Origin of the sequence: Nocardioides sp. Root190 (assembly GCF_001428565.1) — a bacterium.
Taxonomy (GTDB): Bacteria; Actinomycetota; Actinomycetes; order Propionibacteriales; family Nocardioidaceae; genus Nocardioides.
Genome location: NZ_LMIA01000014.1, coordinates 166299 through 193214 on the forward strand (window position 1 = coordinate 166299; position 26916 = coordinate 193214).

General features: G+C 71.0%; 25 protein-coding genes. 23 read left to right on the forward strand and 2 right to left on the reverse strand.

What is annotated here, in order from left to right:
• The first annotated feature begins 30 nt into the window (after nt 1-30).
• Nucleotides 31-981: an alcohol dehydrogenase catalytic domain-containing protein gene (locus tag ASE01_RS23545; RefSeq protein WP_056758716.1), complete on the forward strand. Its 951-nt coding sequence runs from the start codon at nt 31-33 to the stop codon at nt 979-981.
• On the opposite strand, the gene ASE01_RS23550 is transcribed toward ASE01_RS23545, so the two are convergent.
• Entirely contained in the window at nt 971-1435 is a 465-nt protein-coding gene (locus ASE01_RS23550) for a hypothetical protein (protein WP_056758718.1), read from the reverse strand. The two genes, ASE01_RS23545 and ASE01_RS23550, sit on opposite strands and share 11 nt — an antisense overlap.
• Before the next feature lie 48 nt (nt 1436-1483).
• On the opposite strand from ASE01_RS23550, the gene ASE01_RS23555 reads away from it, so the two are divergent.
• From ASE01_RS23555 to ASE01_RS23660, 22 genes are all read left to right on the forward strand, one after another.
• The gene (locus ASE01_RS23555) at nt 1484-3178 is read left to right on the forward strand and encodes an Hsp70 family protein (RefSeq protein ID WP_082606357.1); all 1695 of its coding nucleotides are present in this window, start codon (nt 1484-1486) and stop codon (nt 3176-3178) included.
• On the forward strand, nt 3135-5324 hold the full coding sequence (locus ASE01_RS25100; RefSeq protein WP_056758720.1) for a hypothetical protein: 2190 nt from the start codon (nt 3135-3137) through the stop codon (nt 5322-5324). Before ASE01_RS23555 ends, ASE01_RS25100 begins: the two co-directional genes overlap by 44 nt.
• Nucleotides 5325-5394: 70 nt before the next feature.
• The gene (locus tag ASE01_RS23565; protein WP_056758723.1) at nt 5395-6705 is read left to right on the forward strand and encodes a homoserine dehydrogenase; all 1311 of its coding nucleotides are present in this window, start codon (nt 5395-5397) and stop codon (nt 6703-6705) included.
• The gene (gene thrC, locus ASE01_RS23570; RefSeq protein ID WP_200958993.1) at nt 6702-7775 is read left to right on the forward strand and encodes a threonine synthase; all 1074 of its coding nucleotides are present in this window, start codon (nt 6702-6704) and stop codon (nt 7773-7775) included. Before ASE01_RS23565 ends, thrC begins: the two co-directional genes overlap by 4 nt.
• 5 nt (nt 7776-7780) lie before the next feature.
• Entirely contained in the window at nt 7781-8689 is a 909-nt protein-coding gene (gene thrB / locus ASE01_RS23575; RefSeq protein WP_056758727.1) for a homoserine kinase, read from the forward strand.
• A gap of 208 nt (nt 8690-8897) precedes the next feature.
• Nucleotides 8898-10988: a transcription termination factor Rho gene (gene rho / locus ASE01_RS23580; RefSeq protein WP_056758730.1), complete on the forward strand. Its 2091-nt coding sequence runs from the start codon at nt 8898-8900 to the stop codon at nt 10986-10988.
• 138 nt (nt 10989-11126) lie between these two features.
• Nucleotides 11127-11342, forward strand: a complete 216-nt coding sequence (gene rpmE / locus ASE01_RS23585) for a 50S ribosomal protein L31 (RefSeq protein WP_056758733.1) — start codon at nt 11127-11129, stop codon at nt 11340-11342.
• Nucleotides 11343-11426: 84 nt separating this feature from the next.
• On the forward strand, nt 11427-12500 hold the full coding sequence (gene prfA / locus ASE01_RS23590) for a peptide chain release factor 1 (protein WP_056758736.1): 1074 nt from the start codon (nt 11427-11429) through the stop codon (nt 12498-12500).
• On the forward strand, nt 12500-13354 hold the full coding sequence (gene prmC, locus ASE01_RS23595; RefSeq protein ID WP_056758738.1) for a peptide chain release factor N(5)-glutamine methyltransferase: 855 nt from the start codon (nt 12500-12502) through the stop codon (nt 13352-13354). Before prfA ends, prmC begins: the two co-directional genes overlap by 1 nt.
• 28 nt (nt 13355-13382) lie before the next feature.
• Nucleotides 13383-14162, forward strand: coding sequence for an L-threonylcarbamoyladenylate synthase (locus ASE01_RS23600; protein WP_082606359.1), 780 nt, complete (start codon nt 13383-13385; stop codon nt 14160-14162).
• Nucleotides 14155-15354, forward strand: a complete 1200-nt coding sequence (locus tag ASE01_RS23605; protein ID WP_056758740.1) for a glycosyltransferase family 4 protein — start codon at nt 14155-14157, stop codon at nt 15352-15354. Before ASE01_RS23600 ends, ASE01_RS23605 begins: the two co-directional genes overlap by 8 nt.
• 69 nt (nt 15355-15423) lie before the next feature.
• Nucleotides 15424-15870: a hypothetical protein gene (locus ASE01_RS23610; protein WP_056758744.1), complete on the forward strand. Its 447-nt coding sequence runs from the start codon at nt 15424-15426 to the stop codon at nt 15868-15870.
• Between the two features lie 30 nt (nt 15871-15900).
• Nucleotides 15901-16146 carry an AtpZ/AtpI family protein gene (locus tag ASE01_RS23615; protein WP_056758747.1) on the forward strand — a complete coding sequence of 82 codons (246 nt, stop codon included), beginning with the start codon at nt 15901-15903 and terminating at the stop codon, nt 16144-16146.
• A 16-nt stretch (nt 16147-16162) separates the two neighbouring features.
• Nucleotides 16163-16960 (forward strand): F0F1 ATP synthase subunit A, encoded by a 798-nt coding sequence (atpB, locus tag ASE01_RS23620; protein WP_235536184.1) that lies wholly within the window; start codon nt 16163-16165, stop codon nt 16958-16960.
• A gap of 98 nt (nt 16961-17058) precedes the next feature.
• Nucleotides 17059-17271, forward strand: coding sequence for an ATP synthase F0 subunit C (atpE, locus tag ASE01_RS23625; protein WP_056758750.1), 213 nt, complete (start codon nt 17059-17061; stop codon nt 17269-17271).
• A gap of 48 nt (nt 17272-17319) precedes the next feature.
• Nucleotides 17320-17883 carry a F0F1 ATP synthase subunit B gene (locus ASE01_RS23630; RefSeq protein WP_056758753.1) on the forward strand — a complete coding sequence of 188 codons (564 nt, stop codon included), beginning with the start codon at nt 17320-17322 and terminating at the stop codon, nt 17881-17883.
• Complete coding sequence (locus ASE01_RS23635; RefSeq protein ID WP_056758756.1) at nt 17883-18689, forward strand: F0F1 ATP synthase subunit delta; 807 nt, start codon at nt 17883-17885, stop codon at nt 18687-18689. The genes ASE01_RS23630 and ASE01_RS23635 overlap by 1 nt, the downstream gene beginning before the upstream one ends.
• A gap of 61 nt (nt 18690-18750) precedes the next feature.
• Complete coding sequence (gene atpA / locus ASE01_RS23640; RefSeq protein ID WP_056758760.1) at nt 18751-20388, forward strand: F0F1 ATP synthase subunit alpha; 1638 nt, start codon at nt 18751-18753, stop codon at nt 20386-20388.
• Nucleotides 20389-20391: 3 nt separating this feature from the next.
• Nucleotides 20392-21306, forward strand: a complete 915-nt coding sequence (locus tag ASE01_RS23645; protein WP_056758764.1) for a F0F1 ATP synthase subunit gamma — start codon at nt 20392-20394, stop codon at nt 21304-21306.
• A gap of 50 nt (nt 21307-21356) precedes the next feature.
• Complete coding sequence (atpD, locus tag ASE01_RS23650) at nt 21357-22811, forward strand: F0F1 ATP synthase subunit beta (protein WP_056758768.1); 1455 nt, start codon at nt 21357-21359, stop codon at nt 22809-22811.
• A 2-nt stretch (nt 22812-22813) separates the two neighbouring features.
• Complete coding sequence (locus ASE01_RS23655) at nt 22814-23221, forward strand: F0F1 ATP synthase subunit epsilon (protein WP_056758773.1); 408 nt, start codon at nt 22814-22816, stop codon at nt 23219-23221.
• A 7-nt stretch (nt 23222-23228) separates the two neighbouring features.
• The gene (locus ASE01_RS23660) at nt 23229-23681 is read left to right on the forward strand and encodes a DUF2550 domain-containing protein (protein WP_056758777.1); all 453 of its coding nucleotides are present in this window, start codon (nt 23229-23231) and stop codon (nt 23679-23681) included.
• A 19-nt stretch (nt 23682-23700) separates the two neighbouring features.
• On the opposite strand, the gene ASE01_RS23665 is transcribed toward ASE01_RS23660, so the two are convergent.
• Nucleotides 23701-26889 (reverse strand): DEAD/DEAH box helicase, encoded by a 3189-nt coding sequence (locus ASE01_RS23665; protein ID WP_157537803.1) that lies wholly within the window; start codon nt 26887-26889, stop codon nt 23701-23703.
• Between the last annotated feature and the right edge of the window lie 27 nt (nt 26890-26916).

The following is a 26916-nucleotide window of genomic DNA, read 5'->3' on the forward strand; positions in this document are numbered from 1 at the left end:
CAACAATAGTTGAGGTTGTCGGATGGTGCCATGAAAGCGATCCGTCACCACGAGTTCGGTCCTGCCTCCGTCCTGCGTCTCGAGGAGCTGCCCGACCCTGAGCCCGGCCCGGGTCAGGTCCGGGTCGCGGTCGAGGCCGCGGGCGTCCACCTCATCGACACCTCGATCCGGGCAGGCACGGCCTTCCCCACGATGCCCCTCCCGGACCTGCCGATGGTCCCGGGGCGGGAGGTCGCCGGTCTCGTCGACCGGCTCGGCGACGCCGTCGACGGCTCGTGGCTCGGGCGACGGGTGGTCGCCCACCTCGGGCCGGGTGCGCGCGGGGGCTATGCCGAGCTCGCGCTCGTCGAGGTGGGACGGCTGCACGACATCCCGGACGGTCTCGACGCCGCGACGGCGGTCGCCGCCATCGGCACCGGACGCACCGCGGCCGGCATCCTCGACCACGCAGCGATCACCGCCGACGACGTCGTGGTGATCACCTCGGCGGCCGGTGGGCTCGGCACGCTGCTCGTCCAGGGTGCCCGCAACGCCGGCGCCCGCACCGTCGGCCTGGCGAGCGGTCACAAGCTCGAGGTCGTGCGTGGGTTCGGTGTGGACACCGCAATCGACTACCGCGACCCGGTGTGGGCCGCCCGGCTCCGCACGGCGGAGCCGCGACTGACCGTCCTGCTCGACGGCGTCGGCGGCGAGGTGCCCCGCCTGATCCACACGATGCTCGAACCAAGAGGACGGACGGTCCGATTCTCCGGCGACGTCGAGGGGTACGACGCCCCGGACCGGCCCATCGTCGACCTCCTCGGGCCGGCGCTGATGTCGCGGCTGGCCGAGTTCGAGAAGGAGGCCCTCGCGGCGGCGGTCGACGGCAGCCGCGTCCCCTGGCCGGGCACGGTCCTCGCGCTGGCTGACGCTGCCGAGGCGCACCGGGCCCTGGAGACCAGGGCCGCGCTCGGCAAGGTGGTGCTGCGGGTCAGTCCCTGAGGCGTCGTACGACGACGCGGGCGGGCCGAGCCGACCGGTCGAGCTCGGTCAGCCACAGCCCCGGCTCGAGGACGGCGGCGACGGTCCGGTCCGCCTCGGCGTCGTCGGTCGCCTCGACCTCGACGGCGTCCATCGAGGCGGCGTCGAACGCGGCGCCGTCGGCGGGGACGACGAGCCGGCCACCTCGTCCCTCGACCAGTCGCTCCAGACCGGAGGCGATGGCACCGAAGGCATCGCGCTCCCGGCGCGAGCGCGCCGTCGCAGCGCACGCGGACGCGTCGCGGTGGAGGGCGAGCAGGTCCACCAGGAGCGGGACATCGGCACCGGCACGGGCGCGGGCGGCCGCGGCCCGGCTGTCGTCGAGCAGACGATCCAGGCTGGCGCCCTGGCGGGCCACGATCCGCCCGACGTCGGTGATGGCGTCGACGAGGTCCTGCGGTGACGGTTCGGACATGTGCGAAGCCTAGGGCGGCGCGCATGAGTGGCAGGTACGCTCGCGCCCGTGGCCGTCCACGGAATCGATCTCGGAACCACCTGCTCAGCCATCGCGCGCTCCGACCGCGACGGCCGACCCGAGGTGCTGGTCGGCATGACCGGTGAAGCAACGGTGCCCTCGGTGGTGCTGTTCGCCTCGGACCGCGAGCACCTCGTCGGCGAGGGAGCCCGCCGCCAGGCGCGGCTCGATCCCGACCACGTGTGCGCGCTGGTCAAGCGCCGGATGGGTGACTCCGAGTGGCGCTTCGTCTCCCACGGCCGGAGCTGGTCGGCGGCCGCGGTGTCCTCGCTGATCCTCAAGTCGCTCTGCGAGGACGCGTCCTTCGGGTCCGGGGAGCCCGTCGTCTCTGCGGTGATCACCGTCCCGGCGTACTTCGGGGACGAGGAGCGCCGCGCGACGATCCTGGCCGGGACGTACGCCGGCCTCGACGTGGTCGACGTCCTCTCGGAGCCGATCGCAGCAGCACTGTCCTACGGCTTCGGTCGGCTGGACGGGGCGCCGACGATGACCAAGGACGGCCCGGACGGCGCCTACGAGACGGTGCTCGTCTACGACCTCGGCGGCGGCACCTTCGACGCCACCGTGATCGAGCTGGCCGACCGCCGGATCTCGGTCCTTTCCGTCGACGGTGACCACCAGCTCGGTGGCGCGGACTGGGACGAGCGGATCTGCCTCCACCTCGCCCGGCGCTTCTGCGCCGAGAACCCCGACGCCGAGGACCCGCTGGACGACTCGGCCGGCGCCCAGGAGCTCGTCATCGCGGCCGAGCGCGCCAAGCGCGAGCTCTCCGACCGCGAGTCGACCGAGGTCGTCGTCGCCCACGACGGTGCCCGATCGACGATCACGCTGACCCGCGCCGAGCTCGAGGACATGACCTCGGCGTTGATGAGGCGCACGATCGACCTCACCCGCTCCTGCCTCGAAGCCGCCGGCAAGCGCGGCGTCGGCAGCGTCGGTCGGGTGCTGATGGTCGGTGGCTCGTCGCGGATGCCGATGGTCGAGAAGGCACTGAGGTCGGAGCTCGGCCTCGCTCCCGAGCTCCACGACCCGGATCTCGCTGTCGCCAAGGGGGCCGCGCTCTACGGCGCGAAGAAGGAGCTCGAGCGGATGGTCACCGGTGACCTCGTCACCCGCGGTCACCTGCGCGCCGCCGAGCTCCTCGAGGACGCACCGCCCGCCGAGCTCGACGCCGCGTGCCGACGGGCCGCGGACGCCCTGGGTCTCCCGCTCGCCCAGGTGCGCCGCTCGATCGACATCAAGGTCGACACCGTCGTGTCGCGCGGCTTCGGCGTGCTGGCCGCGAACCCGATGACCGGTGAGCTCGAAGCCGTGTGGCTGGTGCACCGCAACGACCACCTCCCGATCAACGTGCAGCGCTCCTTCGGCACGGTCCGTCGCGACCAGGACGCCATCGAGATCCGGATCGTCGAGCAGCAGAGCCAGGCCGAGTCGATCCGGGTCCAGGACACCAAGCTGCTCATCGCCGGCAAGATCGAGGGGATCCCGCCCGGGTACGACGAGGGCAGCGAGATCCGGGTCCACTTCACGATGGGCTTCGACGGTCTCCTCACCGTGTTCGCCCATCACGTCGACGCGGCCCTGCCGCTGACGCTCACGGCCCAGACCGGCGCGACGCTGTCGCAGGCGGAGGTGGCGCGTGAGCGCGACCAGCTGCAGCGCACCCGGCGCCGCGACGCCTGAGGCCGTCATGAGGAGTCATCGGCCGCCGTTCGACGGCAACGACTACCGCAAGCGGGTCCTCGCCTCCGTGCACCGCCGTGGTGGTCCGGAGACTGCTGACCTGTTCGAGCTCTACGACCTTCCCCTCGAGGACGTCGGCAGGTGGCACGACCGCGAGGTCGAGGCCCAGGTCGACGAGGTGTGGGGCTTCTGGCAGCGCCAGCGCGACCATCCGAAGTACGGCACCCTCGTCGGCCAGCTGGTCGCGGCGCACGACGTGAACCGCGCCGACCTGGTGGACCGGCGGACCCGCGAGTCCATGGCCACCCAGATCCGGTCGCACCGCGAGGGCCGTGACGCCGCGCGCTTTCACCTGCTCGACGACGCCGTCGCTCGTCTCGTGCAGCGCCACGGGGGCATCCCCCGCGACAAGGTCGAGGGGTTGGTGGAGGTCGGTGCCCTCGGCGGGCTCTCGCCCGACGAGGTCCGTACCCGCCTGCGACGACACCGCGTCGTCGACGTCGCGCCGGCGCCGCTGCCGCCCGCGCCGGCCCGGGCGCCACTCGTCAGCGACCACCGCCGACAGCAGGTCCGCGACCTCCTCGACGAGTTCGGACGGCTGCAGGAGCAGCCACCGCCGCCGACCCTCTTCGCACTGCTGGGGCTCGACCCCGGCGCCGACGACGCCGAGGTCGCCTTCCGGGCCGAGGGCTGGCGGGCCCGATGCCGCGAGCTGCCGCCCCTGCGCATCCGGGCCGTCGCCGACGAGCTGATGGTGCACGTGGCTGACCTGCTCGAGGCCGGACCGATCGTGCGTGACGCCTACCTCGACGCCGTCGTCGAGGACGTCCGCGAGAAGCTCCGGCCCCGGGTGCGCGCCGCGGTGCTGGTCGAGGACCGGCTCGTTGCCGACGACCACGACCACTTGTACGGCGAGGCGGTGTCGCTCGGCCTGGACCCGGGGCGGGCCAGCGAGCTGCTCGCCTCGATCGCCGCCGAGCTGGGCACCGTGGTCGAGCCACGGCGCGACGCCGGACGCTCCCGACCGACGACGCACCCGGGCCAGCCGGGCCAGCCGGGCCACGACCGCTCCTGGGAAGGCGTGCTCCGGGAGGCGCGGGCGGCACTTCGTCGAGGGCGCCTGCTGGAGGCGCGACGACTCGTGGCGCAGGCGGGTGCGACCCGTGACCCCGCGGCAGCAACGCCGCTGCGAGCGGTCGCCGACGAGGTCGACCGGGCGGTGCGCGAGGCGGAGCTCCGCTGGCGGGCCGCAGCGACGGCGCTCGGTGCCCGGCGCTTCGCCGAGGCGGTCGAGCACCTGACCGACCTGTGCCGGACCGCAGCCGACCTGCCCGCACCTGCCGGGCTGCAGTCCGCCGAGGCGGAGCTGGACCGCGCGAGGCGCGAGGTCGTGCAGGCCGACCGTGACGTCGAGTCCGCGCGGGCCGCCGCCGATCCGGCCGCGGCACTGGCCGCCGTCCTGGACCGGTGGCCGAGCCACCCCGCGGCCCTCGAGGCCCTCGCCGCGATGCCCCTCCACCCGCCGTCGCGCGTCCGGGCCACCCGTGGCCCTTCGGGTGCGGTGGTGGTTGCGTGGCAGGCATCGGGCACCTCCGGCGTGACGTACCGCGTCGCCCGGGTCGAGGCGGACGGAACGGCCCGGGTCGTCGGTCGCACCGGCGAGCTCGGGATCGAGGACGGCGGCGCTCCCTCCGGCGCGATGCCGGAGTACGTCGTCGTCGCGCTCCAGGCCGGCCGGACCTCCGTCGAGGCGCGGACCGGACAGGCCGCCGCTCCGGCGCCGACTCCTCAGCCCGCTCCACCGGTCGCGCCGGTTGCCCCGGTCGCGCCTGCCGCCCCGGTCGCGCCTGCCGCCCCGGTCGCTCCGGTCGCTCCGATGGCTCCGGTTGCCGTGCCGGCCGCGCCGACCTCGGTGGTCGCCACCCGCGCCGCGGACGGAGCGGTCCACGTGCGGTGGAGCGGACCCGCCGGGGTCGAGTTCAAGGTGTCGCGGCAGGGCCCCGACGGCCGGTGGCAGGTCGTCGGCCGGACCCGTGCCACGGAGATCGAGGACGGCGGGGCGGGGCGTGGCGAGCTGCCGGTCTATGCCGTGGAGGCCCGCGGCGACGGGGGAATCTCGCCCGAAGCGCTCTCCTCGGCGCCGTGAGGCCGACCCCGGCTGTCCGCGTACAGCCGGCCGTGACCGGTCCCGACCGCCGCGCCGATACAGTTTCCGCGTGAACAGTCCCCTCAAGGTTGCCGTCCTCGGCTGTGGTTCCGTCGGGTCGCAGGTGGTGCGACTCCTCGGCGAGCAGGCCGACGACCTGGCGGCCCGGGTGGGCGCCCGTGTCGAGCTCGCCGGCGTCGCCGTACGTCGTCTCGACGCTCCTCGCGAGGTCGAGGTCCCGGCAGACCTGCTCACCACCGACGCCGCTGCCCTCGTCGCCCGCGACGACATCGACCTGGTCATCGAGGTGATCGGCGGGATCGAACCTGCCCGCTCGCTGATCCTCTCCGCGCTCGAGAACGGCGCGTCGGTGGTCACGGCCAACAAGGCGCTGCTCGCCGAGGACGGACCCACGCTCTTCGAGGCCGCCGAGAAGGCAGGCCGCGACCTCTACTACGAGGCTGCCGTGGCGGGAGCGATCCCGATCCTCCGCCCGCTGCGCGAGTCCCTCGCCGGCGACAAGGTGACCCGCGTCCTGGGCATCGTCAACGGCACCACCAACTTCATCCTCGACAAGATGGACACCCTCGGCAGCGGCTTCGCCGACGCGCTCGAGGAGGCACAGGCCCTGGGGTACGCCGAGGCCGACCCGACGGCGGACGTCGAGGGCTTCGACGCCGCGGCCAAGGCAGCGATCCTGGCCAGTCTCGCCTTCCACTCCCGTGTCACCGCGGCAGATGTGCACCGTGAGGGCATCACCGAGGTCACTGCGGCCGACGTCCGTTCCGCCCGCGAGATGGGCAGCGTCGTCAAGCTGCTCGCGATCGCCGAGCTCGTCCCGGGTGCGCACCCGGGCGACGAGTCGGGCGTGAGCGTGCGGGTGCACCCGGCGATGATCCCGAGGTCGCACCCTCTGGCCAGCGTCCGGGAGGCCTACAACGCGGTCTTCGTCGAGTCCGAGGCCGCCGGCCAGCTGATGTTCTACGGCCCGGGCGCCGGCGGCGCGCCCACCGCGAGTGCCGTCCTCGGGGACCTGGTCACCGTCGCCCGCAACCACCGCCAGGGCACGCGCGGCGTCGGCGAGTCGGCGTACGCCGACCGTGCGGTGCTGCCGATGGGGGAGACCCGCACCCGCTACCACGTCGCGATCGACGTCGACGACCGCGCGGGCGTGCTCGCCTCGGTCGCCCTGGCGTTCGCCGAGCACGGCGTCTCGATCCAGACCGTTCGCCAGGAGGGCCGGGGCAACGACGCCCAGCTCGTCGTGGTCTCGCACGAGGCGACGGATGCGGCGCTGGCCGCGACCGTCGAGGCGCTGCGAGGCATGGACATCGTGCGCGAGGTCACCTCGGTGATGCGCGTCGAAGGAACCGAAGAATGAGCATGAGCACGGCGAACGGACAGTGGCGCGGCGTCATCGAGGAGTACCGCGAGCTCCTCGACATCCCGCAGGACACCCCGGCGGTGACCCTGCGTGAGGGCGGGACGCCCCTGGTCCACTCGGGCTGGCTGTCCGGGCTGACGGGTGCCGAGGTCTGGCTCAAGGTCGAGGGCAACAACCCGACCGGTTCCTTCAAGGACCGCGGCATGACCACAGCGCTGTCCGTCGCGGTGCACGAGGGCGCGAAGGCCGTCGTGTGCGCCTCGACCGGCAACACCTCCGCGTCGATGGCTGCGTACGCCGCCAAGGCAGGCGTCACGCCGATCGTGCTCGTGCCCGAGGGCAAGATCTCCGCGGGCAAGATGGCGCAGGCGGTGCTCCACGGCTCGCAGGTCATCCAGGTGCGCGGCAACTTCGACGACTGCCTGCGGATGGCACGCGAGATGGCGTGGAAGTACCCCGTCGCCCTGGTCAACTCCGTCAACCCGTACCGACTCGAAGGCCAGAAGACCGCCGCCTTCGAGATCGTCGACTTCCTGGGAGACGCCCCCGACTTCCACCTGCTGCCGGTCGGCAACGCGGGCAACATCTCGGCGTACTGGCTCGGCTACACGCAGTACGCCGCCCTGGGCCGCGCGACGCGCAAGCCGGTCATGCGTGGCTTCCAGGCCGAGGGCGCGGCACCCCTGGTGACCGGCGAGCCCTTCCCCGACCCGGAGACCCGGGCCACCGCGATCCGGATCGGCAACCCCGCCTCGTGGAAGCTCGCGGAGGCGGCGCGGGACGAGTCCGGTGGCCGCTTCGCGGCCCTGTCGGACGCGCAGATCCTCGCCGCCCAGAAGGAGCTCGCCGCCCGCGACGGCGTGTTCGTCGAGCCCGCCTCGGCCGCCGGCGTCGCCGGTCTGCTCGCCGAGCTCGCCGCGGGGGAGTCCTACCGGGGCACGACGGTGGCGATCACGGTCACCGGTCACGGCCTGAAGGACATCGCCACGGCGCTGGACGGACTGGTGCTGCCGGACACCGTCGTCGACGCCGACGTCGACGCCGCTGCTGCTGCCGCGGGCCTCTGAACCCGATGACCTTCGTGGACGGCCCGGTCCGGGTCACCGTTCCGGCGACCTCGGCCAACCTCGGGCCGGGTTTCGACACCCTCGGTCTCGCCCTGGACCTCCGCGACACCCTCGAGGCCGAGGTCACCCCGGGTGGTCTCGTCGTCGAGGTCGAGGGGCACGGAGCCGACGACGTCCCGCTCGACGAGTCGCACCTGGTGGTGCGTGCGATGCGTGCCACCTTCGAGCGACTCGGCCAGCAGCCCTCCGGCCTCCGGCTGAGCTGCACCAACGTGATCCCGCACGCCCGCGGCCTCGGGTCCTCGTCGGCGGCGATCGTCGGCGGCGTCTGGCTGGCCCGCGAGCTGGTGGCCGGCGGGCGTCTCCTGCTCGACGATGACGGTCTGCTCGACCTCGCCGCCCAGATGGAGGGACACCCCGACAACGTGGCGCCTGCCCTGCTCGGCGGGTTCGTCATCTCCGGCCAGGACGCCGACGGCACCTTCTGGGCCGTTCCCGGCAGTGTCGATCCGCGGGTCAGCGCCGTCGTCTTCGTTCCCGCCACGCCCGTGTCGACCGATGCTGCCCGCGGCCTGCTCCCGAGCGAGGTCCCGCACGCGGACGCCGCGACCAACGCGGGTCGAGCGGCGCTGCTCGTCGCGGCCCTCTCGGGCAGCCCCGAGCACCTGCTCCGCGCCACCCAGGACCGGTTGCACCAGGAGTACCGTCGCCCGGCGATGCCGCAGAGCCTGGCCCTCGTCGAGGAACTGCGCGCCGACGGAGTCGCTGCCGTCGTCTCGGGCGCCGGACCGACCGTGCTCGCGTTCGCCGACGGAACCGGTACGCCGACCACGGCCGGCCTGCTCGCGCGCTGCCCCGACGGCTGGGGCGTCCACGCGCTCGCTGTGAGTGGCGAAGGCGTCTCGGCGGGTTGAGGTCCCGCCGGCGCGGCCGGTGGTACATTGACGATCGCGTTGCACTTGTCGACGCGCGGCGTCCTCTTCGAGGCGCCCGTTCTCCGGGGCAGCTGGCTCCGATCGGACATCCTCCGGTCGGTCAGGTCGTGCCGGGCTCCATCCAGATGCCGTTCCGTTCAGGTCCATCGGACCCGGGACGTGCGTTCAATCCGTGGGAAGGACTCACGTGACCGAGACTCTCGACTCCACTGCCTCCGGCGACGCCCCGAACGGGGCCGTTGCGGAGAAGGCGCCCAAGAAGCGCGCCGGTGGACTCAACTCCATGCTGCTCGCCGACCTCAAGGCAATGGCCGGCGGCATGGGCATCCCCGGCGCGGGGAGCATGAAGAAGGCAGCGCTCGTCGACGCCATCAAGTCGGCCCAGTCCGGCCAGTCCGGCCAGTCGGGCCAGGGCGCGTCTGCTCCCACGAGCGAGCCCGAGGCCGAGCGTCCCAAGGCCGACGAGCCCCGGGCCGAGCAGCCCAAGGCCAAGCGCCCGAAGGCGGACGAGCCCGAGGCCGATCGCCCCAAGGCCGACGAGCCGAAGGCCGACGAGACCCGGGCCGAGCAGCCCCGGGCCCAGGCCCCCAAGGTCGAGCAGCAGTCCCGGTCCGAGCGGGCTCGACGCGAGCGCCCCCGGGCGGAGCAGGTGAGCCCGGAGCAGTCCGAGGGCGAGCAGCCCCAGCAGAGCGGCCAGGGCCGCCAGGGTGCACAGGGCAAGCAGGACGGCCAGGGCAAGCAGGACGGCCAGGGCAAGCAGGACGGCCAGGGCAAGCAGGACGGCCAGGGCAAGCAGGACGGCCAGGGCAAGCAGGACGGCCCGCAGGGCGCGGCCAAGCAGGGTGGCCCGAACAAGCAGGGTGCCCAGCAGGGTGGCCAGAACAAGCAGGGCGGGCAGAACAAGGACGCCCAGAACAAGGACGCCCAGAACAAGGAAGCCCAGAACAAGCAGGACGGCCAGCAGGGCCCGGCCCGGCAGGGTGCCCAGAACAAGCAGGAGCCCAGGCCCGAGCAGTCCCGTGCTGGCGAGGACGACGCCGACTTCGACGGTGACGACGACGGTGGCGAGGGCGGCAGCCGTCGCAACCGCCGGCGCCGCGGTCGCGACCGGGACCGTCCGAACCGCACGACCCGCGAGCCCGACACCGAGGTCCGCGAGGACGACGTCCTGGTGCCGGCGGCCGGCATCCTCGACGTGCTGGACAACTACGCCTTCGTTCGCACGAGTGGTTACCTCGCCGGCGTCGACGACGTGTACCTGTCGCTCTCGATGGTGCGCAAGTACGGCTTGCGTCGCGGTGACGCCATCACCGGTCAGGTCCGCCAGCCCCGTGACGGGGAGCGCCGGGAGAAGTTCAACCCGATGGTCCGGATCGAGACCGTCAACGGGGTCGACCCGGAGCAGGCCAAGAACCGCGTCGAGTTCGACGCGCTGACCCCGGTGTCCCCGACGGACCGGCTCCGTCTCGAGACCACCTCCGAGGCCGTCACCGGTCGGGTGATCGACCTCCTCGCGCCGGTCGGCAAGGGCCAGCGCGGTCTGGTCGTGTCGCCGAGCGACGCCGGCAAGACGGCCACCCTGCAGGCGATCGCCAACGCGGTGTCGGCCAACAACCCGGAGAGCCACCTCATGGTGGTCCTCGTGGACGCCCGCCCCGAGGAGGTCACCGACTTCCAGCGTGCGGTCAAGGGCGAGGTCGTCGCCAGCACCTTCGACCGGCCGGCCGCCGACCACACCACGATGGCCGAGCTGGCCATCGAGCGGGCCAAGCGGCTCGTCGAGCTCGGGCACGACGTCGTCGTCCTGCTCGACGGACTCACCCGCCTGGGTCGTGCCTACAACCTCACGGCACCCGCGAGCGGCCGGATCCTGCCGGGGGGTGTGGACGCAGCGGCGCTCTACCCGCCGAAGAAGTTCTTCGGTGCCGCCCGCAACATCGAGAACGGCGGGTCGCTGACCATCCTCGCCACCGTCCTGGCCGACTCGGGCTCGAAGATGGACGAGGCGATCCTCGAGGAGTTCACCGGCACCAGCAACCTGCGCCTGCGGCTCAGCGCCGAGCTCGCCGATCGCGGGCTCTTCCCCGCGATCGACGTGGCGGCATCCCGCACGCGCCGTGAGGACCTCCTCCTCAGTGCCGAGGAGGTCGCCGTCCTCGACCGGCTGCGCCGCGAGGTCGCCGGCAAGGACGCCGTGGCTGCGCTGGAGCAGGTGCTCGGGATGGTGCGCAACAGCCAGACCAATTACGAGCTGCTGACCCGCCTCCAGCGGAGCTGAGCAGCGACCAGCGCCGGGGAACAACGCACCCACTCCGAGGGTTTGGGATGGTGCGCCCCGGCGCCGTACCATCTGATGTTGGTTCCGGTTCACGTCCGCATCCCGCGAGACGACCCGGGCCCCTTTGAGAGGACAGCCATGAAGAAGGACATCCACCCCGATTACGTCGTGACCCAGGTGACCTGCACCTGTGGCGCGAGCTTCACGACCCGCAGCACCGCGACCTCCGGCACGATGCACGCCGATGTCTGCTCGCAGTGCCACCCGTTCTACACCGGCAAGCAGAAGATCCTCGACACCGGCGGCCGCGTGGCCCGCTTCGAGGCGCGCTACGCCAAGGCAGCCAAGAAGTAGCTGCTCCCGAGCGCCGGTCTGTCCCTTCGTGGGGCGGACCGGCGTTCGTCATTTGGTCCAGAAGTCGATGAAGGGATCCGCCGGGTGTTCGAATCCGTCGAAGGCATGCTCTCCGAGCACGCCGAGCTCGAGGAGCGACTCGCGCTGCCCGAGACCCATGCTGACGCCCGCCTGGCGCGGACCCTCAACCGGCGCTACGCCGAGCTGAACGCGATCATCGCCACCTGGCGGGCCTGGCAGCAGGCCGGCGAGGACGCCCAGGCCGCTCGCGAGCTCTCCGCCGACGACCCGTCCTTCGCCTCGGAGGTCGACGACCTCCTCGCCGAGCAGTCGCGGACCGCGGAGCGGTTGCGCCGGCTCCTGGTCCCACGCGATCCCGGCGACGACAAGGACGCCCTGCTCGAGGTGAAGTCGGGGGAGGGGGGCGAGGAGAGCGCGCTGTTCGCCGCCGACCTGCTCCGGATGTACACCCGCTACGCGGAGCACCGTGGCTGGAAGGTCGAGATCCTCGACGCCAACGAGTCCGACCTCGGCGGCTACAAGTCCGTGACCGTCGCGGTGAAGGCCGGCGGCGCGGTCGAGCCCGGCCAGACGCCGTACGCCCTGCTCAAGTTCGAGGGCGGCGTGCACCGCGTCCAACGCGTGCCGGTCACCGAGTCGCAGGGGCGGATCCACACCTCGGCCGCCGGTGTCCTCGTGATGCCCGAGGCCGAGCAGGTCGATGTCGAGATCAACGACAACGACCTGCGCATCGACGTCTACCGCTCCTCGGGGCCGGGCGGGCAGAGCGTCAACACCACCGACTCGGCCGTCCGGATCACCCACGTGCCCTCCGGCATCGTGGCGAGCTGCCAGAACGAGAAGTCCCAGCTGCAGAACAAGGAGCAGGCGATGCGGATCCTGCGCGCCCGGCTGCTGCAGGCCGCCCAGGACGTCGCCGACGCCGAGGCCAGCGACGCCCGTCGCAGCCAAGTACGCACGGTCGACCGCTCGGAACGGATCCGGACCTACAACTATCCGGAGAACCGGATCTCCGACCACCGCACGGGCTACAAGTCCTACAACCTGGACCAGGTGCTCAACGGGGACCTGCAGTCGCTGCTCGACTCCTGTGTCGAGACCGACCTGGCCTCCCGGCTCGCCGCGCTGGAGGAGTGATGGCGAGCGCGCGCGAGGTCGTGCGGGAGGCGTCCGGTCGACTGGACGCAGCCGGCGTGGCCAGCCCTGATCACGACGCAGCCGAGTTGCTGGCCCACGTGCTGGGCACCACCCGCGGTCAGCTCGCGGTCGTCGCCGACGTCGGCCCCGAGGCCGCCAGCAGGTACGACGCCCTGGTGGTCCGACGAGCGGCCCGCGAGCCCCTCCAGCACCTGATCGGCACCGCGTGGTTCCGACACGTCTCGGTCCAGGTCGGTCCGGGCGTGTTCGTGCCCCGCCCCGAGACCGAGCTGCTGGCGGGATGGGCGATCGACCGGGCCCGCGAGGTGATCGCGGCGGGACAGGTGCCGGTGGTCGTCGACCTCTGCACGGGTTCCGGCGTGATCGCCCGCAGCATCGCCGACGAGGTGCCCGACGCCCGGGTCTTCGCGGTCGAGCTCGACCCGGCGGCCCATGCGTGGGCCGAACGCAACCTGGCCGGCACGGCCGTCGAGCTGCGCCTGGGCGATCTCGCCACGGCGTTCGACGAGCTCGCCGGACAGGTCGACGTCCTGGTCAGCAACCCGCCCTACGTACCCCTCGAGGCGTGGGAGTCGGTGGCCCCCGAGGCCCGCGACCACGACCCGCACCTGGCCCTGTTCTCCGGCGACGACGGGCTCGACGCGATCCGCGTGATCGCCGATCGCGGTCTGGTGCTGCTGCGTCCCGGCGGTGTCGTGGGCGTCGAGCACGCCGATGCGCAGGGGGAGTCGGCACCGGCGGTGTTCAGCCGGGAGGGACGATGGGACGAGGTCCGTGACCACCGGGACCTCGCGGGTCGGCCGCGCCACCTGACGGCACGCCGCCCGCGATGAGGCCCCTGACGAGTGCGAGGATGACGACGTGAGTGCCGAGCGGTTCCCGACCGAGACCGACGAGGAACGCGAGGCGGCCATCGACGCCGCCAGCCGGGCGGTTCGCCGTGGCCGGCTCGTCGTGCTCCCGACCGACACCGTCTACGGACTCGGCGCGGACGCCTTCGACGCCGACGCCGTGGCCCGCCTGCTCGCGGCCAAGGGCCGCGGCCGCGAGATGCCTCCGCCGGTGCTGGTCGGCACCAAGGGCACCCTCGACGCCCTCGCGACCCGCGTGCCGGCGTACGTCGCCCCGCTGGTCGAGCGGTTCTGGCCGGGTGCCCTCACCCTGGTCTGCCACCAGCAGCCCTCCCTGCAGTGGGACCTCGGAGAGACCCGCGGCACGGTCGCGATCCGGATGCCCGACCACGAGCTCACGCGCGCGCTGCTCGACCGCACCGGCCCGCTCGCGGTCAGCTCGGCCAACATCACCGGGCGACCGGCGGCGCTGGATGCCGACGAGGCCATGGCGATGCTGGGGGACTCGGTCGTCGCGGTCATCGACGCCGGCGCCTCGCCGGGCGGCACGGCCTCCACGATCATCGACGCCACCGGCGAACGTCCCCGACTGCTGCGCGAGGGAGCGATCCCGGTCGCTGACCTCGACGCGGTGCTCGCCGACCTCGGGCTCAGCGTGGACACGGGGGAGGAGCCCGCTCGGGTCGCCCCGAATGCCCCGAATGCCCCGAATGTCGAGGTGGCCGAGATCGCTGCCGCGGGCGCCGAGATCGCCCCCGTCGACGAGGAGACCGGTCCCACCGATGCGTGAGTACCTCGTCGTCTTCCTGGTCGCAACGGCGGTCACCTACCTGCTGACCGTGGTGGCCCGGGAGATCGCGATGCGCACGGGAGCGGTCGCCAAGGTCCGTGACCGCGACGTCCACGCCGAGCCGATCCCCTACCTCGGCGGTCTGGCGATGCTCGGGGGCCTCTGGGCCGCCTACGTCGTGGCGCGGGAGATGCCCTTCCTCAGCAAGGAGACACCCTTCGTCTTCGACGACGCCCTCGCCGTGCTGATCGCAGGCACGGTCGTGTGCGCCGTCGGCGTGGTCGACGACATCATCGATCTCGACGCCCTCACCAAGTTCGGCGGCCAGGTGCTGGCCGTCGGCTTCCTGGTCTACTCCGGCGTCCAGTTCCGCTACTTCTACCAGTCGACCGGCGAGGTCTTCACGCTCGACACGGCCCAGGGGGCGCTCCTGACGGCGCTGATCGTCGTGACGACCGTCAATGCGGTGAACTTCATCGACGGTCTCGACGGGCTGGCTGCCGGCGTGATCGGGATCAGCGCCTCGGCGTTCTTCCTGTTCTGCTACTCGCTGGCCTACCTCAACGACGTCTCGCTGGCCACGACCGGTGCGCTGCTCTCCGCAGCACTGGCGGGCGCCTGCACCGGCTTCCTCGTGCACAACTTCCACCCCGCACGCCTGTTCATGGGCGACAGCGGGTCGATGCTGATCGGTCTGGTGCTCTCCGCGACCGCGATCACGGTGACCACCCAGTTCGCGCCGGGCGACCTCGCCCAGGGTGCCGACGGTGCCCGGGCGAGCCTGCTCCCCGTGCTGATCCCGTTCGCGCTGCCGATCCTGATCCTGATCGTGCCCCTGGGGGACCTGGTCCTCGCCGTCGTACGACGCACGCGGGCCGGACGTTCGCCGTTCGCGCCCGACAAGCAGCACCTCCACCACCGGCTGCTGGAGATCGGTCACTCGCATCGCCGTGCCGTCATCATCATGTGGCTCTGGGCGGGACTGATCGCCTTCGGCGTGGTCGTCGCCAGCGTGTTCACCGGACCCGTGGTGTGGGCTGCGCTGGGCGTCAGCCTGATCGTCACGGTGAGCCTGACCTTCGCGCTCCCGCTGGTCCACGCACCGCTGGTCGACCAGGTGCTGGACCCCGCCGAGGACCCCTTCGTGCAGACCAGGAACGACCCCGATGCGGAGACCTCCGGGACTTTGTGATAACTTTCACGAAGTCGTGGAGGGCAACCTTCCCGACGTGTCACGACCACCGCGACAGAACGGCCGCCGATGAAGACGACCGAGACCCGGACACGCTCCGTGGTGACGCGCGCAGCGCTCGCTGCGCTCGTCGTCGGGGTGGTCCTCGTGGCGGTTGCCGCCGCGGTCTCCGGGGCGTCAGCCGCCCGCGGCGCCGCCGTCGGCGGAGTGATCGCCGTGGGCATCTTCGCCTTCGGGGCCTTCGGTGTCGACGCCGTCTCGCGCCTCATGCCGGCCGCCTCGCTGATGTTCGCGCTGCTCACCTACGTCCTCCAGGTCGTGGTGATGGCGCTGCTGTTCGTGGCGATCAGCCGCTCGGGCCTGCTGGACGACGAGCTGGACCGCAACTGGCTGGGAGGAGCGATCATCGCAGGCGCCTTCGCGTGGATGGTCGTCCAGATCCGACTGGCCACGACCGCCCGCATCCCGGCCTTCGAGCCTGCAGCGCGGCCTCCGGCTGAGGGGGGTGCTCGATGACCCGGGACGACTGCTATTGTCCGGGGCGCAATGAGTCAGCCCGAGGAGAAGCCCCAGGGCGACCCGTGGCATGCGTTCGGCTACGTCGTGGCCGGGGTCGCGTTCTACGGCTTCCTCGGATGGCTCGCGGACCGTTGGCTGGACACCACGTTCCTCGTGGCGATCGGCATCCTCGTGGGTGCCGCGCTGGGGATCTACATGACCGCCAGGCGCTTCCGCGCGTTACCACCAGATCAGCCAGCAAGCCCGAAGTCAGACAGTCCGGACGAGCAGTGAACGCAGAGGAGACCTGGTGATCATCGAAGCCAGCGCCACCGTCCGGGCCGAGGAGTTCCACGCCCCCGGCCCGGCCATTTTCGAGCTGCCCCCCGTGTTCGAGATCGGCAGCCTCGGGGTGACCAAGCCGATGCTCCAGCTGGTCATCGCCGCCGTGATCGTGTTCGCGTTCTTCCACCTCGCGCTGCGCCGCCGTGCGCTGGTCCCGGGCCGGCTGCAGTTCGCCGGCGAGGGTGCCTACGGCTTCGTGCGCAACAGCGTGGCCCGCGACATCATCGGTGGCCACGACTTCCAGAAGTTCGTGCCCTACCTGGTCACGGTCTTCTTCTTCATCCTGGTGAACAACCTCTTCGCCAGCACCCCGTTCTTCCAGTTCCCGACCTTCAGCCGCGCCGGCATGGCCTACGGCCTGGCCGGCATGAGCTGGGTCATCTACAACGCCGTCGGCATCCGCAAGCACGGATTCCTCGGCTACCTCAAGCTGCAGTGTGTGCCCGCCGGCGTCAGCCCGGCGATGTACCCGCTGCTGGTCCCGCTGGAGTTCTTCTCCAACATCCTGGTCCGCCCGGTCACGCTGGCCCTGCGTCTGTTCTGCAACATGTTCGCGGGCCACATCCTGCTCGTCCTGTTCGCGACCGGCGGGCTCTACCTCATGCAGCACGTCGACGGGATCGGCTACGTCGCCGGCCCGCTGGCGTGGGTGCTGGCGATCCTCGTCAGCTTCCTCGAGATCCTGGTGCAGTTCCTGCAGGCCTACGTCTTCACCCTGCTGAACGCGATGTACATCCAGGGCGCGCTCGCCGACGAGCACTGATCCACCGCGGCTACCTGTCGCGGGCACGAACCACCACTGCAACACGAAAAACAACCGAAAGGAACAAGGCCGTGAACGTTCTGGCTATCACCGGCGAAATGGGCGGCTCGCTCAACATGATCGGCTACGGCCTGGCCGCAGTCGGCCCGGGTATCGCCATCGGTCTCATCTTCGCCGCGTACATCAACGGCGTTGCCCGCCAGCCCGAGGCCCAGAGCCGTCTCCAGTCGATCGCGATCCTCGGCTTCGCGCTCGCTGAGGCCCTCGCCATCATCGGCATCGCGCTCGCGTTCGTGCTCACCGGCAAGTAACTCGCCGGTCCAGTCCGTCCGCCTCTCTAGATCGACAAGGTCAGGTCCATGAAGTCACTCTTGATCCTCGCCGCGGCCGAGGGGGAGGAGCACAACCCGCTCATCCCGCTGTGGGAAGAGATCGCCATCTCCCTGGTGGTCTTCGCGATCCTCTTCTTCGCCATCAAGAAGTTCGTCGCGCCGAACTTCGAGACCACTTTTGCCGAGCGCACGCAGGCAATCGAGGGTGGCATCGCCGCGGCCGAGAGCAAGCAGGCCGAGGCGGACGCCAAGCTCGCAGAGCTCGAGCAGCAGCTGGCGGATGCCCGCCACGAGGCTGCCCGGATCCGCGAGGAAGCACGTGAGCAGGGTGCTGCCATCGTCGCTGAGCTGCGGGAACAGGCCCAGGCCGAGTCCGCGCGCATCGTCGAGCACGGCAAGGCGCAGATCGAGGCGGAGCGCCAGCAGGCGGTCACCTCCCTGCGTGCCGAGGTCGGCACCCTCGCGACCGGCCTCGCCGGCCGCATCGTGGGTGAGTCGCTGGAGGACGACGAGCGTCAGGCTCGCGTCGTCGAGCGTTTCCTCGCCGAGCTCGAGACGGCCGACGCCTCGGACGCCGGCAAGGACGCCTGATGGTGTCCTTCCGCGGTGCCTCCGCTGACGCCCTGGCTGCCCTCACCGATCAGCTCGGTGGGGTGGCCGAGGCGGCTGCCACCACGGTGGCCGGAGACCTGTTCTCCGCTGCGGAGACCTTCCGCGGCGAGGGCTCCCTGCGTCGTTTCGTCACCGACCAGTCGGTGGCGGAGCAGGCGCGGACCGGACTGGTCACCGAGCTCTTCTCCGGCAAGGTCGACGGTGCGTCCCTCGGGATCATCGCCGGCGCCGCCGGACGTCGGTGGACGCGCTCCGGAGACCTCTCCAAGGCCCTCGAGCAGCTCGGCGTGATCGCCGCGGTGCGCTCGGCCGGCCTGCAGGGCTCCACCCTGGTCGACGAGCTCTTCGCCGTGCGTCAGCTGGTGACGGGCAACAGCGACCTGCGCAACGCATTCTCCGACCCGACGCGCTCCATCGCCGACAAGGCCGGGCTCGTCGAGTCCCTGCTCAAGGGCAAGGCGCTCGCGGCGACCATCCAGCTGGTTCGCCAGTCGCTCTCCGGCTCCTACCGCACCGTCGTGTCGGCGCTGGAGGACTACGAGAGGACTGCGGCCGCCGTCCAGGGTGAGGGCGTGGCGACTGTTCGCGTCGCCCGCGCACTGTCGGCTGCCGACGAGCAGCGCCTCTCCGGTGCACTCTCGCGTCAGTACGGCCGACCCGTGCACCTCAACATCGTCGTCGACCCGGATGTCCTCGGTGGCGTCCGCATCGAGATCGGCGATGACGTCATCGAAGGCACCGTCGCCAGCCGCCTGGACGACGCCCGCCGCAAGATCGCCGGCTGACCGCGATCCGTTCGCACCACCCCAGACTTCACAGCTGTAGAGAAGAGAGAAGGCACCTGAGATGACGGAACTCTCCATCCGTCCGGACGAGATCCGCGACGCCCTCGCCAAGTACGTCGCCGACTTCCAGCCGGCCGCGGCCAGCAAGGAAGAGGTCGGCGCTGTGGCCTCCGCCGGTGACGGCATCGCTCGAGTGAGCGGTCTCCCGTCGGCGATGGCCAACGAGCTGCTCGAGTTCGAGGACGGCACGCTCGGCCTCGCGCTGAACCTCGAGGAGCGCGAGATCGGTGTCGTCATCCTCGGTGACTTCGACAAGATCGAGGAGGGCCAGCCGGTCCGCCGGACCGGAGAGATCCTCTCCGTGCCCGTCGGCGACGGCTACCTCGGCCGCGTGGTCGACCCGCTCGGCAAGCCGATCGACGGCCTGGGCGAGATCGCCACGACCGGTCGCCGCGCGCTGGAGCTCCAGGCTCCCGGCGTGATGGCCCGCAAGTCGGTGCACGAGCCCCTCGCGACCGGCATCAAGGCGATCGACGCCATGACGCCGATCGGCCGCGGCCAGCGCCAGCTGATCATCGGCGACCGCGCCACCGGCAAGACCACGGTCGCGATCGACACGATCATCAACCAGAAGCAGAACTGGGAGTCGGGCGACCCGACCAAGCAGGTCCGCTGCATCTACGTCGCCATCGGCCAGAAGGGCTCGACCATCGCCTCCGTGCGTGGCGCCCTCGAGGAGGCCGGCGCGCTGGAGTACACGACGATCGTCGCGTCCCCGGCGTCCGACAGCGCAGGCTTCAAGTACCTCGCCCCGTACACCGGCTCGGCCATCGGCCAGGAGTGGATGTACGACGGCAAGCACGTCCTCATCGTGTTCGACGACCTGACCAAGCAGGCCGAGGCGTACCGCGCCGTGTCCCTGCTGCTGCGTCGCCCGCCGGGCCGCGAGGCGTACCCGGGTGACGTCTTCTACCTGCACTCCCGCCTGCTGGAGCGTTGCGCGAAGCTGTCCGACGAGCTCGGCTCGGGCTCGATGACCGGTCTGCCGATCATCGAGACCAAGGCCAACGACGTCTCGGCGTTCATCCCGACCAACGTCATCTCGATCACCGACGGCCAGATCTTCCTGCAGTCGGACCTGTTCGCGGCCAACCAGCGCCCGGCCATCGACGTCGGCATCTCCGTCTCCCGAGTGGGTGGCGCGGCGATGACCAAGGCGATGAAGAACGTCACCGGTTCGCTCAAGGTCGACCTGGCGCAGTTCCGTGCCATGGAGGCGTTCGCGATGTTCGCCTCCGACCTCGACGCCGCGTCCAAGCAGCAGCTGGCCCGCGGCCAGCGGCTGATGGCGCTGCTCAAGCAGCCGGCCTACTCGCCGTACTCGCTGCCCGACATGACCGTGTCGCTGTGGCTGGGCACCTCCGGTCGCCTCGACCCGATCGCCGTCGAGGACGTCCTGCGCTTCGAGCGTGAGTTCATCGACTTCCTGCACCGCTCGCACGACGGTCTCCTGGCCGGCATCCGCGAGACCCAGAAGTTCGAGGACGAGGACGGCTTCGCCGCCGCGTACGACACCTTCCTGGGCCAGTTCGAGACCTCCGACGGGGGCAGCATCAAGGTCGGGCACGAGCCCGAGGCCGGGGCGCTTGCCGACGACGAGCTCGAGCAGGAGCAGATCGTCAAGCAGAAGCGGGGCTGACCCATGGCCGTCTCGCTGCGGGAGTACCGCGCGCGGATCAAGTCGACGGAGTCGATGAAGAAGATCACGCGCGCCATGGAGCTCATCGCTGCGTCCCGGATCATCAAGGCGCAGCAGCGAGCGGCGGCGGCAGCGCCGTACGCTCGCGAGCTCACCCGCGCGGTCTCCGCGGTGGCGACGTTCTCGAACGTCGACCACCCGCTGACGCGCGAGCAGGAGAACCCGAAGCGGGCAGCGGTCCTGGTCATCACCAGTGACCGCGGCCTGGCCGGTGCCTACTCCTCGAGCGTGCTCAAGGAGTCCGAGCGGCTTGCCGAGCGGTTGCGCGAGGAGGGCAAGGAGATCGACTACTTCCTTGCTGGTCGCAAGGCGGAGGCGTACTTCAAGTTCCGCGGGCGTCCCTACATCCAGTCGTGGACCGGTTTCTCCGACCAGCCGACCTATGACAAGGCGGCGGAGATCGGTTCGGCTCTGATCGAGGCGTTCCTCAAGGAGCAGGACGAGGACGGTGACGTGGACGAGGTCCACATCGTCTACACCCGGTTCCGCTCGATGCTGACCCAGGAGCCGACCGCTGTGCGGCTCCTTCCGCTGGAGGTCGTCGAGGGCGAAGAGGCCCCCGAGGACGCCGAGCTGCTCCCTCTCTACGAGTTCGAGCCGTCGGCGGCGCAGGTGCTGGACGGGCTGCTCCCGCAGTACGTCCAGAGCCGGATCTACTTCAGCCTGCTGCAGTCGGCCGCTTCCGAGCTCGCCGCGCGTCAGAAGGCGATGAAGTCGGCCACCGACAACGCGGAGGAACTGATCAAGAAGTTCACGCGGATCGCCAACCAGGCGCGTCAGGCCGGCATCACCCAGGAGATCAGCGAGATCGTCGGTGGCGTCAACGCGCTCGCCGATGCTCAGGCTGCCAACGACTGACGTACTCGTCCCACACACTTTTCGCACCAAACGGACCAACGGAGTAAGACATGACTGCAACGGTTGAAGAGACCACCGCCAGTGGTTCGGCCTCGTCGGGTCGCATCGCCCGGGTCATCGGCCCGGTCGTCGACATCGAATTCCCGACCGACGCGATGCCGGAGATCTACAACAAGCTCGAGGCCGAGGTGACCCTCGACGGCGTGACCTCGGTGCTGCCTCTCGAGGTGGCCCAGCACATCGGTGACGGCATGGTCCGCGCCATCTCCCTCAAGCCGACCGACGGCATGGTCCGCGGCCAGGCGGTGACCGACACCGGCAACCCGATCATGGTGCCCGTCGGCGACGTGACCCTCGGCAAGGTGTTCAACGCCACCGGTGACGTCCTGAACCTCGAAGAGGGTCAGACGCTCGAGGTCGGCGAGCGCTGGGGCATCCACCGCAAGGCGCCTGCCTTCGACCAGCTCGAGTCGAAGACGCAGATGTTCGAGACCGGCATCAAGGTCATCGACCTGCTCGCGCCGTACGTCACCGGTGGAAAGATCGGCCTCTTCGGTGGTGCCGGCGTTGGCAAGACGGTGCTCATCCAGGAGATGATCGCCCGTGTCGCCAAGAACCACTCCGGTGTGTCCGTGTTCGCCGGTGTCGGCGAGCGCACCCGTGAGGGCAACGACCTGATCGAGGAGATGCAGGAGGCCGGCGTCTTCGACAAGGTCGCCCTGGTCTTCGGCCAGATGGACGAGCCGCCGGGCACGCGTCTTCGCGTCGCCCTGTCCGCACTGACGATGGCGGAGTACTTCCGCGACGTCCAGAACCAGGACGTGCTGCTCTTCATCGACAACATCTTCCGGTTCACGCAGGCCGGTTCCGAGGTCTCCACGCTGCTCGGCCGCATGCCGTCCGCCGTGGGTTACCAGCCGAACCTCGCCGACGAGATGGGCACGCTCCAGGAGCGGATCACCTCGACGCGTGGTCACTCGATCACCTCGATGCAGGCGATCTACGTCCCCGCGGACGACTACACCGACCCCGCGCCGGCCGCGACCTTCGCGCACCTCGACGCCACGACCGAGCTGTCCCGCGACATCGCGTCTCAGGGCATCTACCCGGCCGTCGACCCGCTGACCTCGACCTCGCGGATCCTCGACCCGCAGTACATCGGTCAGGCTCACTACGACTGCGCGGTCCGCGTCAAGCAGATCCTGCAGCGCAACAAGGAGCTCCAGGACATCATCGCGATCCTCGGTGTCGACGAGCTCTCCGAAGAGGACCGGGTCATCGTGTCCCGCGCCCGTCGTATCCAGCGGTTCCTGTCGCAGAACACCTACGTCGCCAAGCAGTTCACCGGCATCGAGGGCTCGACCGTTCCCGTGGCCGACACCATCGAGGCGTTCAACAAGATCGCCGACGGTGACTACGACCACGTGGCCGAGCAGGCGTTCTTCATGTGCGGCGGTCTGGACGACGTCGAGCGCAACTGGGCCGAGATCCAGAAGAGCCTCTGATCATGGCGGAGACCGCAGTCGAGAACCTGCACGTCGAGCTCGTCGCTGCCGACCGGACCGTGTGGTCCGGTGAGGCGGCGATGATCATCGCGCGCACGCTCGATGGCGACATCGGCGTGCTGCGCGGTCACGCGCCCACCCTGTCGCTGCTGTCGGCCTCGGTCGTCGAGATCCAGGTCGCCGACACCAACCAGCTGGTGGTGGTGGCGGTCGACGGTGGCTTCCTCTCGGTGGCCAACAACCGGGTCTCGATCCTCGCCGAGCGCATCGAGCGGGCCGAGGACATCGAGGTGTCCCAGGCGCGCGTCGATCTCGAAGAGGCCAAGCGGGTGCTCGACTCGAGCAACGAGGCCGAGCAGCGTGTGCGTCACGCCGAGGCTCGTATCCGCGCCGCAGAGAAGGTCAGCTAACACGCAGATGGCATGGTGGGAGTGGCTGCTCGACGTCTGTGGCGTCGTCCTGCTCCTGATCGTGTTGTACGGCGCCGGACTCATCGTCCGGCGCCGTCTGCTGTCTCGTCACGGTGGCACCTTCGAGCTCAGCCACCGGGCGTCACCGGACCGCCCGGACCGCGGGTGGGTGCTGGGCCTGGGCCGGTACTCGGGGGAGAGCCTCGAGTGGTTCCGGGTGTTCTCGATCTCGCCCCGTCCCAAGCACACCTGGCGGCGCGACGAGCTGGAGTACGACGGTCAGCGTGACCCCCTGGGCGCCGAGCAGGCGTCGTTGTACCCCGACCACGTGGTCATCAGGTGCCAGGCGCCCGAAGGTGTCGTCGAGCTCGCGATGAGCGTCTCCTCGCTCACCGGCCTCCAGGCGTGGCTCGAGGCGATGCCGCCCGGCACGGACTGGAACCGGTCCAAGGGGCTCTGAGCCGGGGCCGCGAGCCCGCTCAGTCGTCGAAGAGTGCCCGGATGTCCTCGGCGCCGATCGAGGACCCCATGGCGCCGTCGCCGTCGATCACCTGGGCGAACAGCTCGGCCTTGCGCGCCTTGAGCTCCATCACCTTCTCCTCGATGGTGTCCGAGGCGACCAACCGGTAGACGTGGACGTGCTTGGTCTGGCCGATCCGGTGCGCGCGGTCGACGGCCTGGGCCTCGGCGGCGGGGTTCCACCACGGGTCGAGGACGAAGACGTAGTCCGCCTCGGTGAGGGTGAGGCCGACGCCGCCCGCCTTGAGCGAGATGAGGAACACCGGCGCCGTTCCGGAGCGGAACTCCTCGATCACCGCGCCGCGGTCGCGGGTGCGGCCGTCGAGGTAGGTCGTGTCGATGCCCGCGCCGTCCAGGCGTGAGCGCACCCGCCCGAGGAACGAGGTGAACTGGCTGAAGACCAGGGCGCGGTGGCCCTCGGCAGTGATCTCGGCCAGGTGGTCGACCAGGACGTCCAGCTTGGCGGACCCGATCTTGTCGTGGGCGTCGTCGACCAGGGCGGGGTCCAGCGCGAGCTGGCGCAGGGTCGTCAGGGCGCTGAAGATCGCCACCCGGTTGCGGTCGAAGTCCTCGACCAGGCCGAGGATGCGTTGACGCTCCTTGGCGAGGTGGGTGTCGTAGATCTTGCGGTGCTTCGGTTCGAGGTCGACGGTGAGGACCTGTTCCTGCTTCGGGGGGAGGTCGTCGGCGACGATCTCCTTGGTGCGCCGGAGCAGGAACGGCTTGATCCGCGCGCGGAACCGGTCCAGGACGGCCTTGTCCGCGTCCCGTTCGATGGGCCGCACGACCTTCTCGTTGAACTGTCGCGGCCATGGGTAGAGGCCCGGCACCGTGATCGACAGCAGCGACCACAGCTCCATCAACCGGTTCTCGAAGGGGGTGCCGGTCACGGCGAGCCGGAACGGAGCGTCGATGGTGCGCACCGCTGAGTAGGTCTTGCTGTTGTGGTTCTTGACCTGTTGGGCCTCGTCGAGGACCAGACCGGCCCAGCGCAGCCCGGAGTAGTCGGGCTGGGCGAGTCGCAGCAGGGTGTAGGTCGTCACGACGATGTCGCTCTCGGCGGCGATGGCGGCCACGTCGTCGGTACGCCGCCGGACGACCCCGATGCGCAGGTGCGGCGCGTGGCGGGCGGCTTCCGAGGCCCATGCGGTCACCACGCTGGTGGGCGCGACCACGAGGAACGGGCCGTCCTCGGGCCGCTCGGTGCGGGCGTGGGCCACGAGCGCGAGCACCTGGAGCGTCTTGCCCAGGCCCATGTCGTCGGCGAGGATGCCGCCGAGCCCGTGCTGCCACAGGAACGCGAGCCACCAGAAGCCTTCGCGCTGGTAGCTGCGCAGCTCGGTCTCCAGGCCGCGAGGCTCGGGCTGGGGGATGTCGACGAGGTCGCGCAGGGCCTGGGCGCGCTCGACCCACGCGGCGACCTGGCTGTCCACGACGCCCGTCTCGGCGAGCTGTGCCCACAGACCGAGGTCCTGGCGTCCGATCCCGATCCGGCCGCCGTCGCGCTCGCGCAGCTCGGAGGCAGCCGTGACGACCTCGCGAAGGCGCTCGAACTCGGGCCGGTCGGCGGTGACGTAGAGGCCGCTCGGGAGCACGAGGAACTCGAGGCCGAGGGTCAGCGCCGCGAGGACGTCGGGCAGCGGGATCTTCTCGCCGGCCACGCTCACGCTCACGGCGAGGTCGAACCAGTCGTTGGCGGGCGCGTCGTCGTCCGGTTCGACCAGCTCGAAGCTGATCTCAGGAGCGTCGTGGACCTCGCGGAAGTCCGGGCGCTCCTCCTCCTCGACACGGACGCCCGCCAGCTCGCGCAGGTGGGGCAGCTCGTGGATCGCCAGGGCCAGCGCCTCGCCGTCGGTGACCGAGGTGGTGCGCAGCAGGACGGGGGACACGGTGGCGAGCAGCTCGCGCTCCGCGGCCCGGTCCCGGACGCCGTCGAGCGGGTCGGAGCTGGCGACCGGGCAGGAGCGGAGCGGGGTGCCGTCGTACTCCCAGGTCCAGGCGAGTCCGGCCTTGGTGGAGCTGTGCCAGGTGACCGTGAGGACGAGGGTGGGCGTCAACGGCTCGGGGAGCTCGATCGAGGAGTCGCCCGTGCGGACCGGAAGGTGCCTCATCAGGACCGGGAGGGTGGCGCGCAGGTCGTCGGCCTCGGCGGGTGGGACGGTGACGCCGGGCCCGTCGACGAGGTGGCGGACCGCGAGCGGCATCGGTGTGGCGAGCTCGGCGATCACGAGGTGGCCGTGGCTGTCGAGCAGGCCGACCGAGGTCGCGGGACTGCCGATCGGCACGACGTCGTCGCCGCGCCAGGACTGCTCGCCCAGGTCGACCACGCCGCTGACCTGGGTGCCGCCGGGGGAGTCGTCGAGGTGGATCGCGACCTCGGCGACGCCGTCCGCGATCTCGACGCTCCCGATCCCACCGGCCCCGAGCAGGGTCACTCCCGCGTCGCGGGCCGTCCGCAGACCGCGGACGAGCTTGCTGCCGAAGTCCTCGAGCGAGGGCGCGACGCCGGCGTAGTAGAAGGAACGGTGCCCCGACCACATCGTGTGCAGCGCGGTGAGGGCCTCGGCCTGCTCGCGAGGAAAGCCTCCGGTCAGGCTGGCCGAGGCGATGTCCGACCAGTCGGCGCCCGACTTGATCCACGGCTTGTTGCGGCCCTGGCGCAGGGGGCGGACGTGCAGGGTCGGGCCGTGCGACTGGTAGCTGCGGCGGGGCTCCAGGAGGCTGATCTCCAGGGCCAGCTGCACCTCGTCGCCCTGGTCAGGGCGTTGGCGGTCGAGCTCGGAGACGACGCGCTCGAGGGTGCGACGCCACGCAGACGCCGGCACCGCAGCGGGTTGGGTGAACGACTGGCGCAGGGTCAGCGCCAGGGCGGCGCCGTGCTTGCAGACTGAGCGGACCGGGCAGGTGCAGACGGTGAACAGCCAGCCGTCGTAGTCGCCCGAGGGCGCCTCGACGTGGAGCTGGACCTGGTAGGGCAGGTCGCGGGTGCCGATCACCTCGGCGGTGGCCGTGACGGAGCCCGCGGACAGCAGGCCGATCTCCGGGCGCAGGACACCACCGCGCGCCAACACCTCCTGGGCGCGCTCGAGCGTCCCTGCGTCGAAGTGGCGGGCCAGGAACTCGTCGGTGAGGTGCGCGAGAACGTTCACGATCGGTCCATCGTGGCACGCAGGACC

Coding starts and splice junctions, on each gene's coding strand:
- ASE01_RS23545 (WP_056758716.1), top strand. CDS start 31: ATGAAAGCGATCCGTCACCACGAGTTCGGTCCTGCCTCCGTCCTGCGT.
- ASE01_RS23550 (WP_056758718.1), bottom strand. CDS start 1,435: ATGTCCGAACCGTCACCGCAGGACCTCGTCGACGCCATCACCGACGTC.
- thrC (WP_200958993.1), top strand. CDS start 6,702: ATGAGCATGAGCACGGCGAACGGACAGTGGCGCGGCGTCATCGAGGAG.
- thrB (WP_056758727.1), top strand. CDS start 7,781: ATGACCTTCGTGGACGGCCCGGTCCGGGTCACCGTTCCGGCGACCTCG.
- rpmE (WP_056758733.1), top strand. CDS start 11,127: ATGAAGAAGGACATCCACCCCGATTACGTCGTGACCCAGGTGACCTGC.
- prmC (WP_056758738.1), top strand. CDS start 12,500: ATGGCGAGCGCGCGCGAGGTCGTGCGGGAGGCGTCCGGTCGACTGGAC.
- ASE01_RS23605 (WP_056758740.1), top strand. CDS start 14,155: ATGCGTGAGTACCTCGTCGTCTTCCTGGTCGCAACGGCGGTCACCTAC.
- ASE01_RS23610 (WP_056758744.1), top strand. CDS start 15,424: ATGAAGACGACCGAGACCCGGACACGCTCCGTGGTGACGCGCGCAGCG.
- ASE01_RS23615 (WP_056758747.1), top strand. CDS start 15,901: ATGAGTCAGCCCGAGGAGAAGCCCCAGGGCGACCCGTGGCATGCGTTC.
- atpE (WP_056758750.1), top strand. CDS start 17,059: ATGGGCGGCTCGCTCAACATGATCGGCTACGGCCTGGCCGCAGTCGGC.
- ASE01_RS23630 (WP_056758753.1), top strand. CDS start 17,320: ATGAAGTCACTCTTGATCCTCGCCGCGGCCGAGGGGGAGGAGCACAAC.
- ASE01_RS23635 (WP_056758756.1), top strand. CDS start 17,883: ATGGTGTCCTTCCGCGGTGCCTCCGCTGACGCCCTGGCTGCCCTCACC.
- atpA (WP_056758760.1), top strand. CDS start 18,751: ATGACGGAACTCTCCATCCGTCCGGACGAGATCCGCGACGCCCTCGCC.
- ASE01_RS23645 (WP_056758764.1), top strand. CDS start 20,392: ATGGCCGTCTCGCTGCGGGAGTACCGCGCGCGGATCAAGTCGACGGAG.
- atpD (WP_056758768.1), top strand. CDS start 21,357: ATGACTGCAACGGTTGAAGAGACCACCGCCAGTGGTTCGGCCTCGTCG.
- ASE01_RS23655 (WP_056758773.1), top strand. CDS start 22,814: ATGGCGGAGACCGCAGTCGAGAACCTGCACGTCGAGCTCGTCGCTGCC.
- ASE01_RS23660 (WP_056758777.1), top strand. CDS start 23,229: ATGGCATGGTGGGAGTGGCTGCTCGACGTCTGTGGCGTCGTCCTGCTC.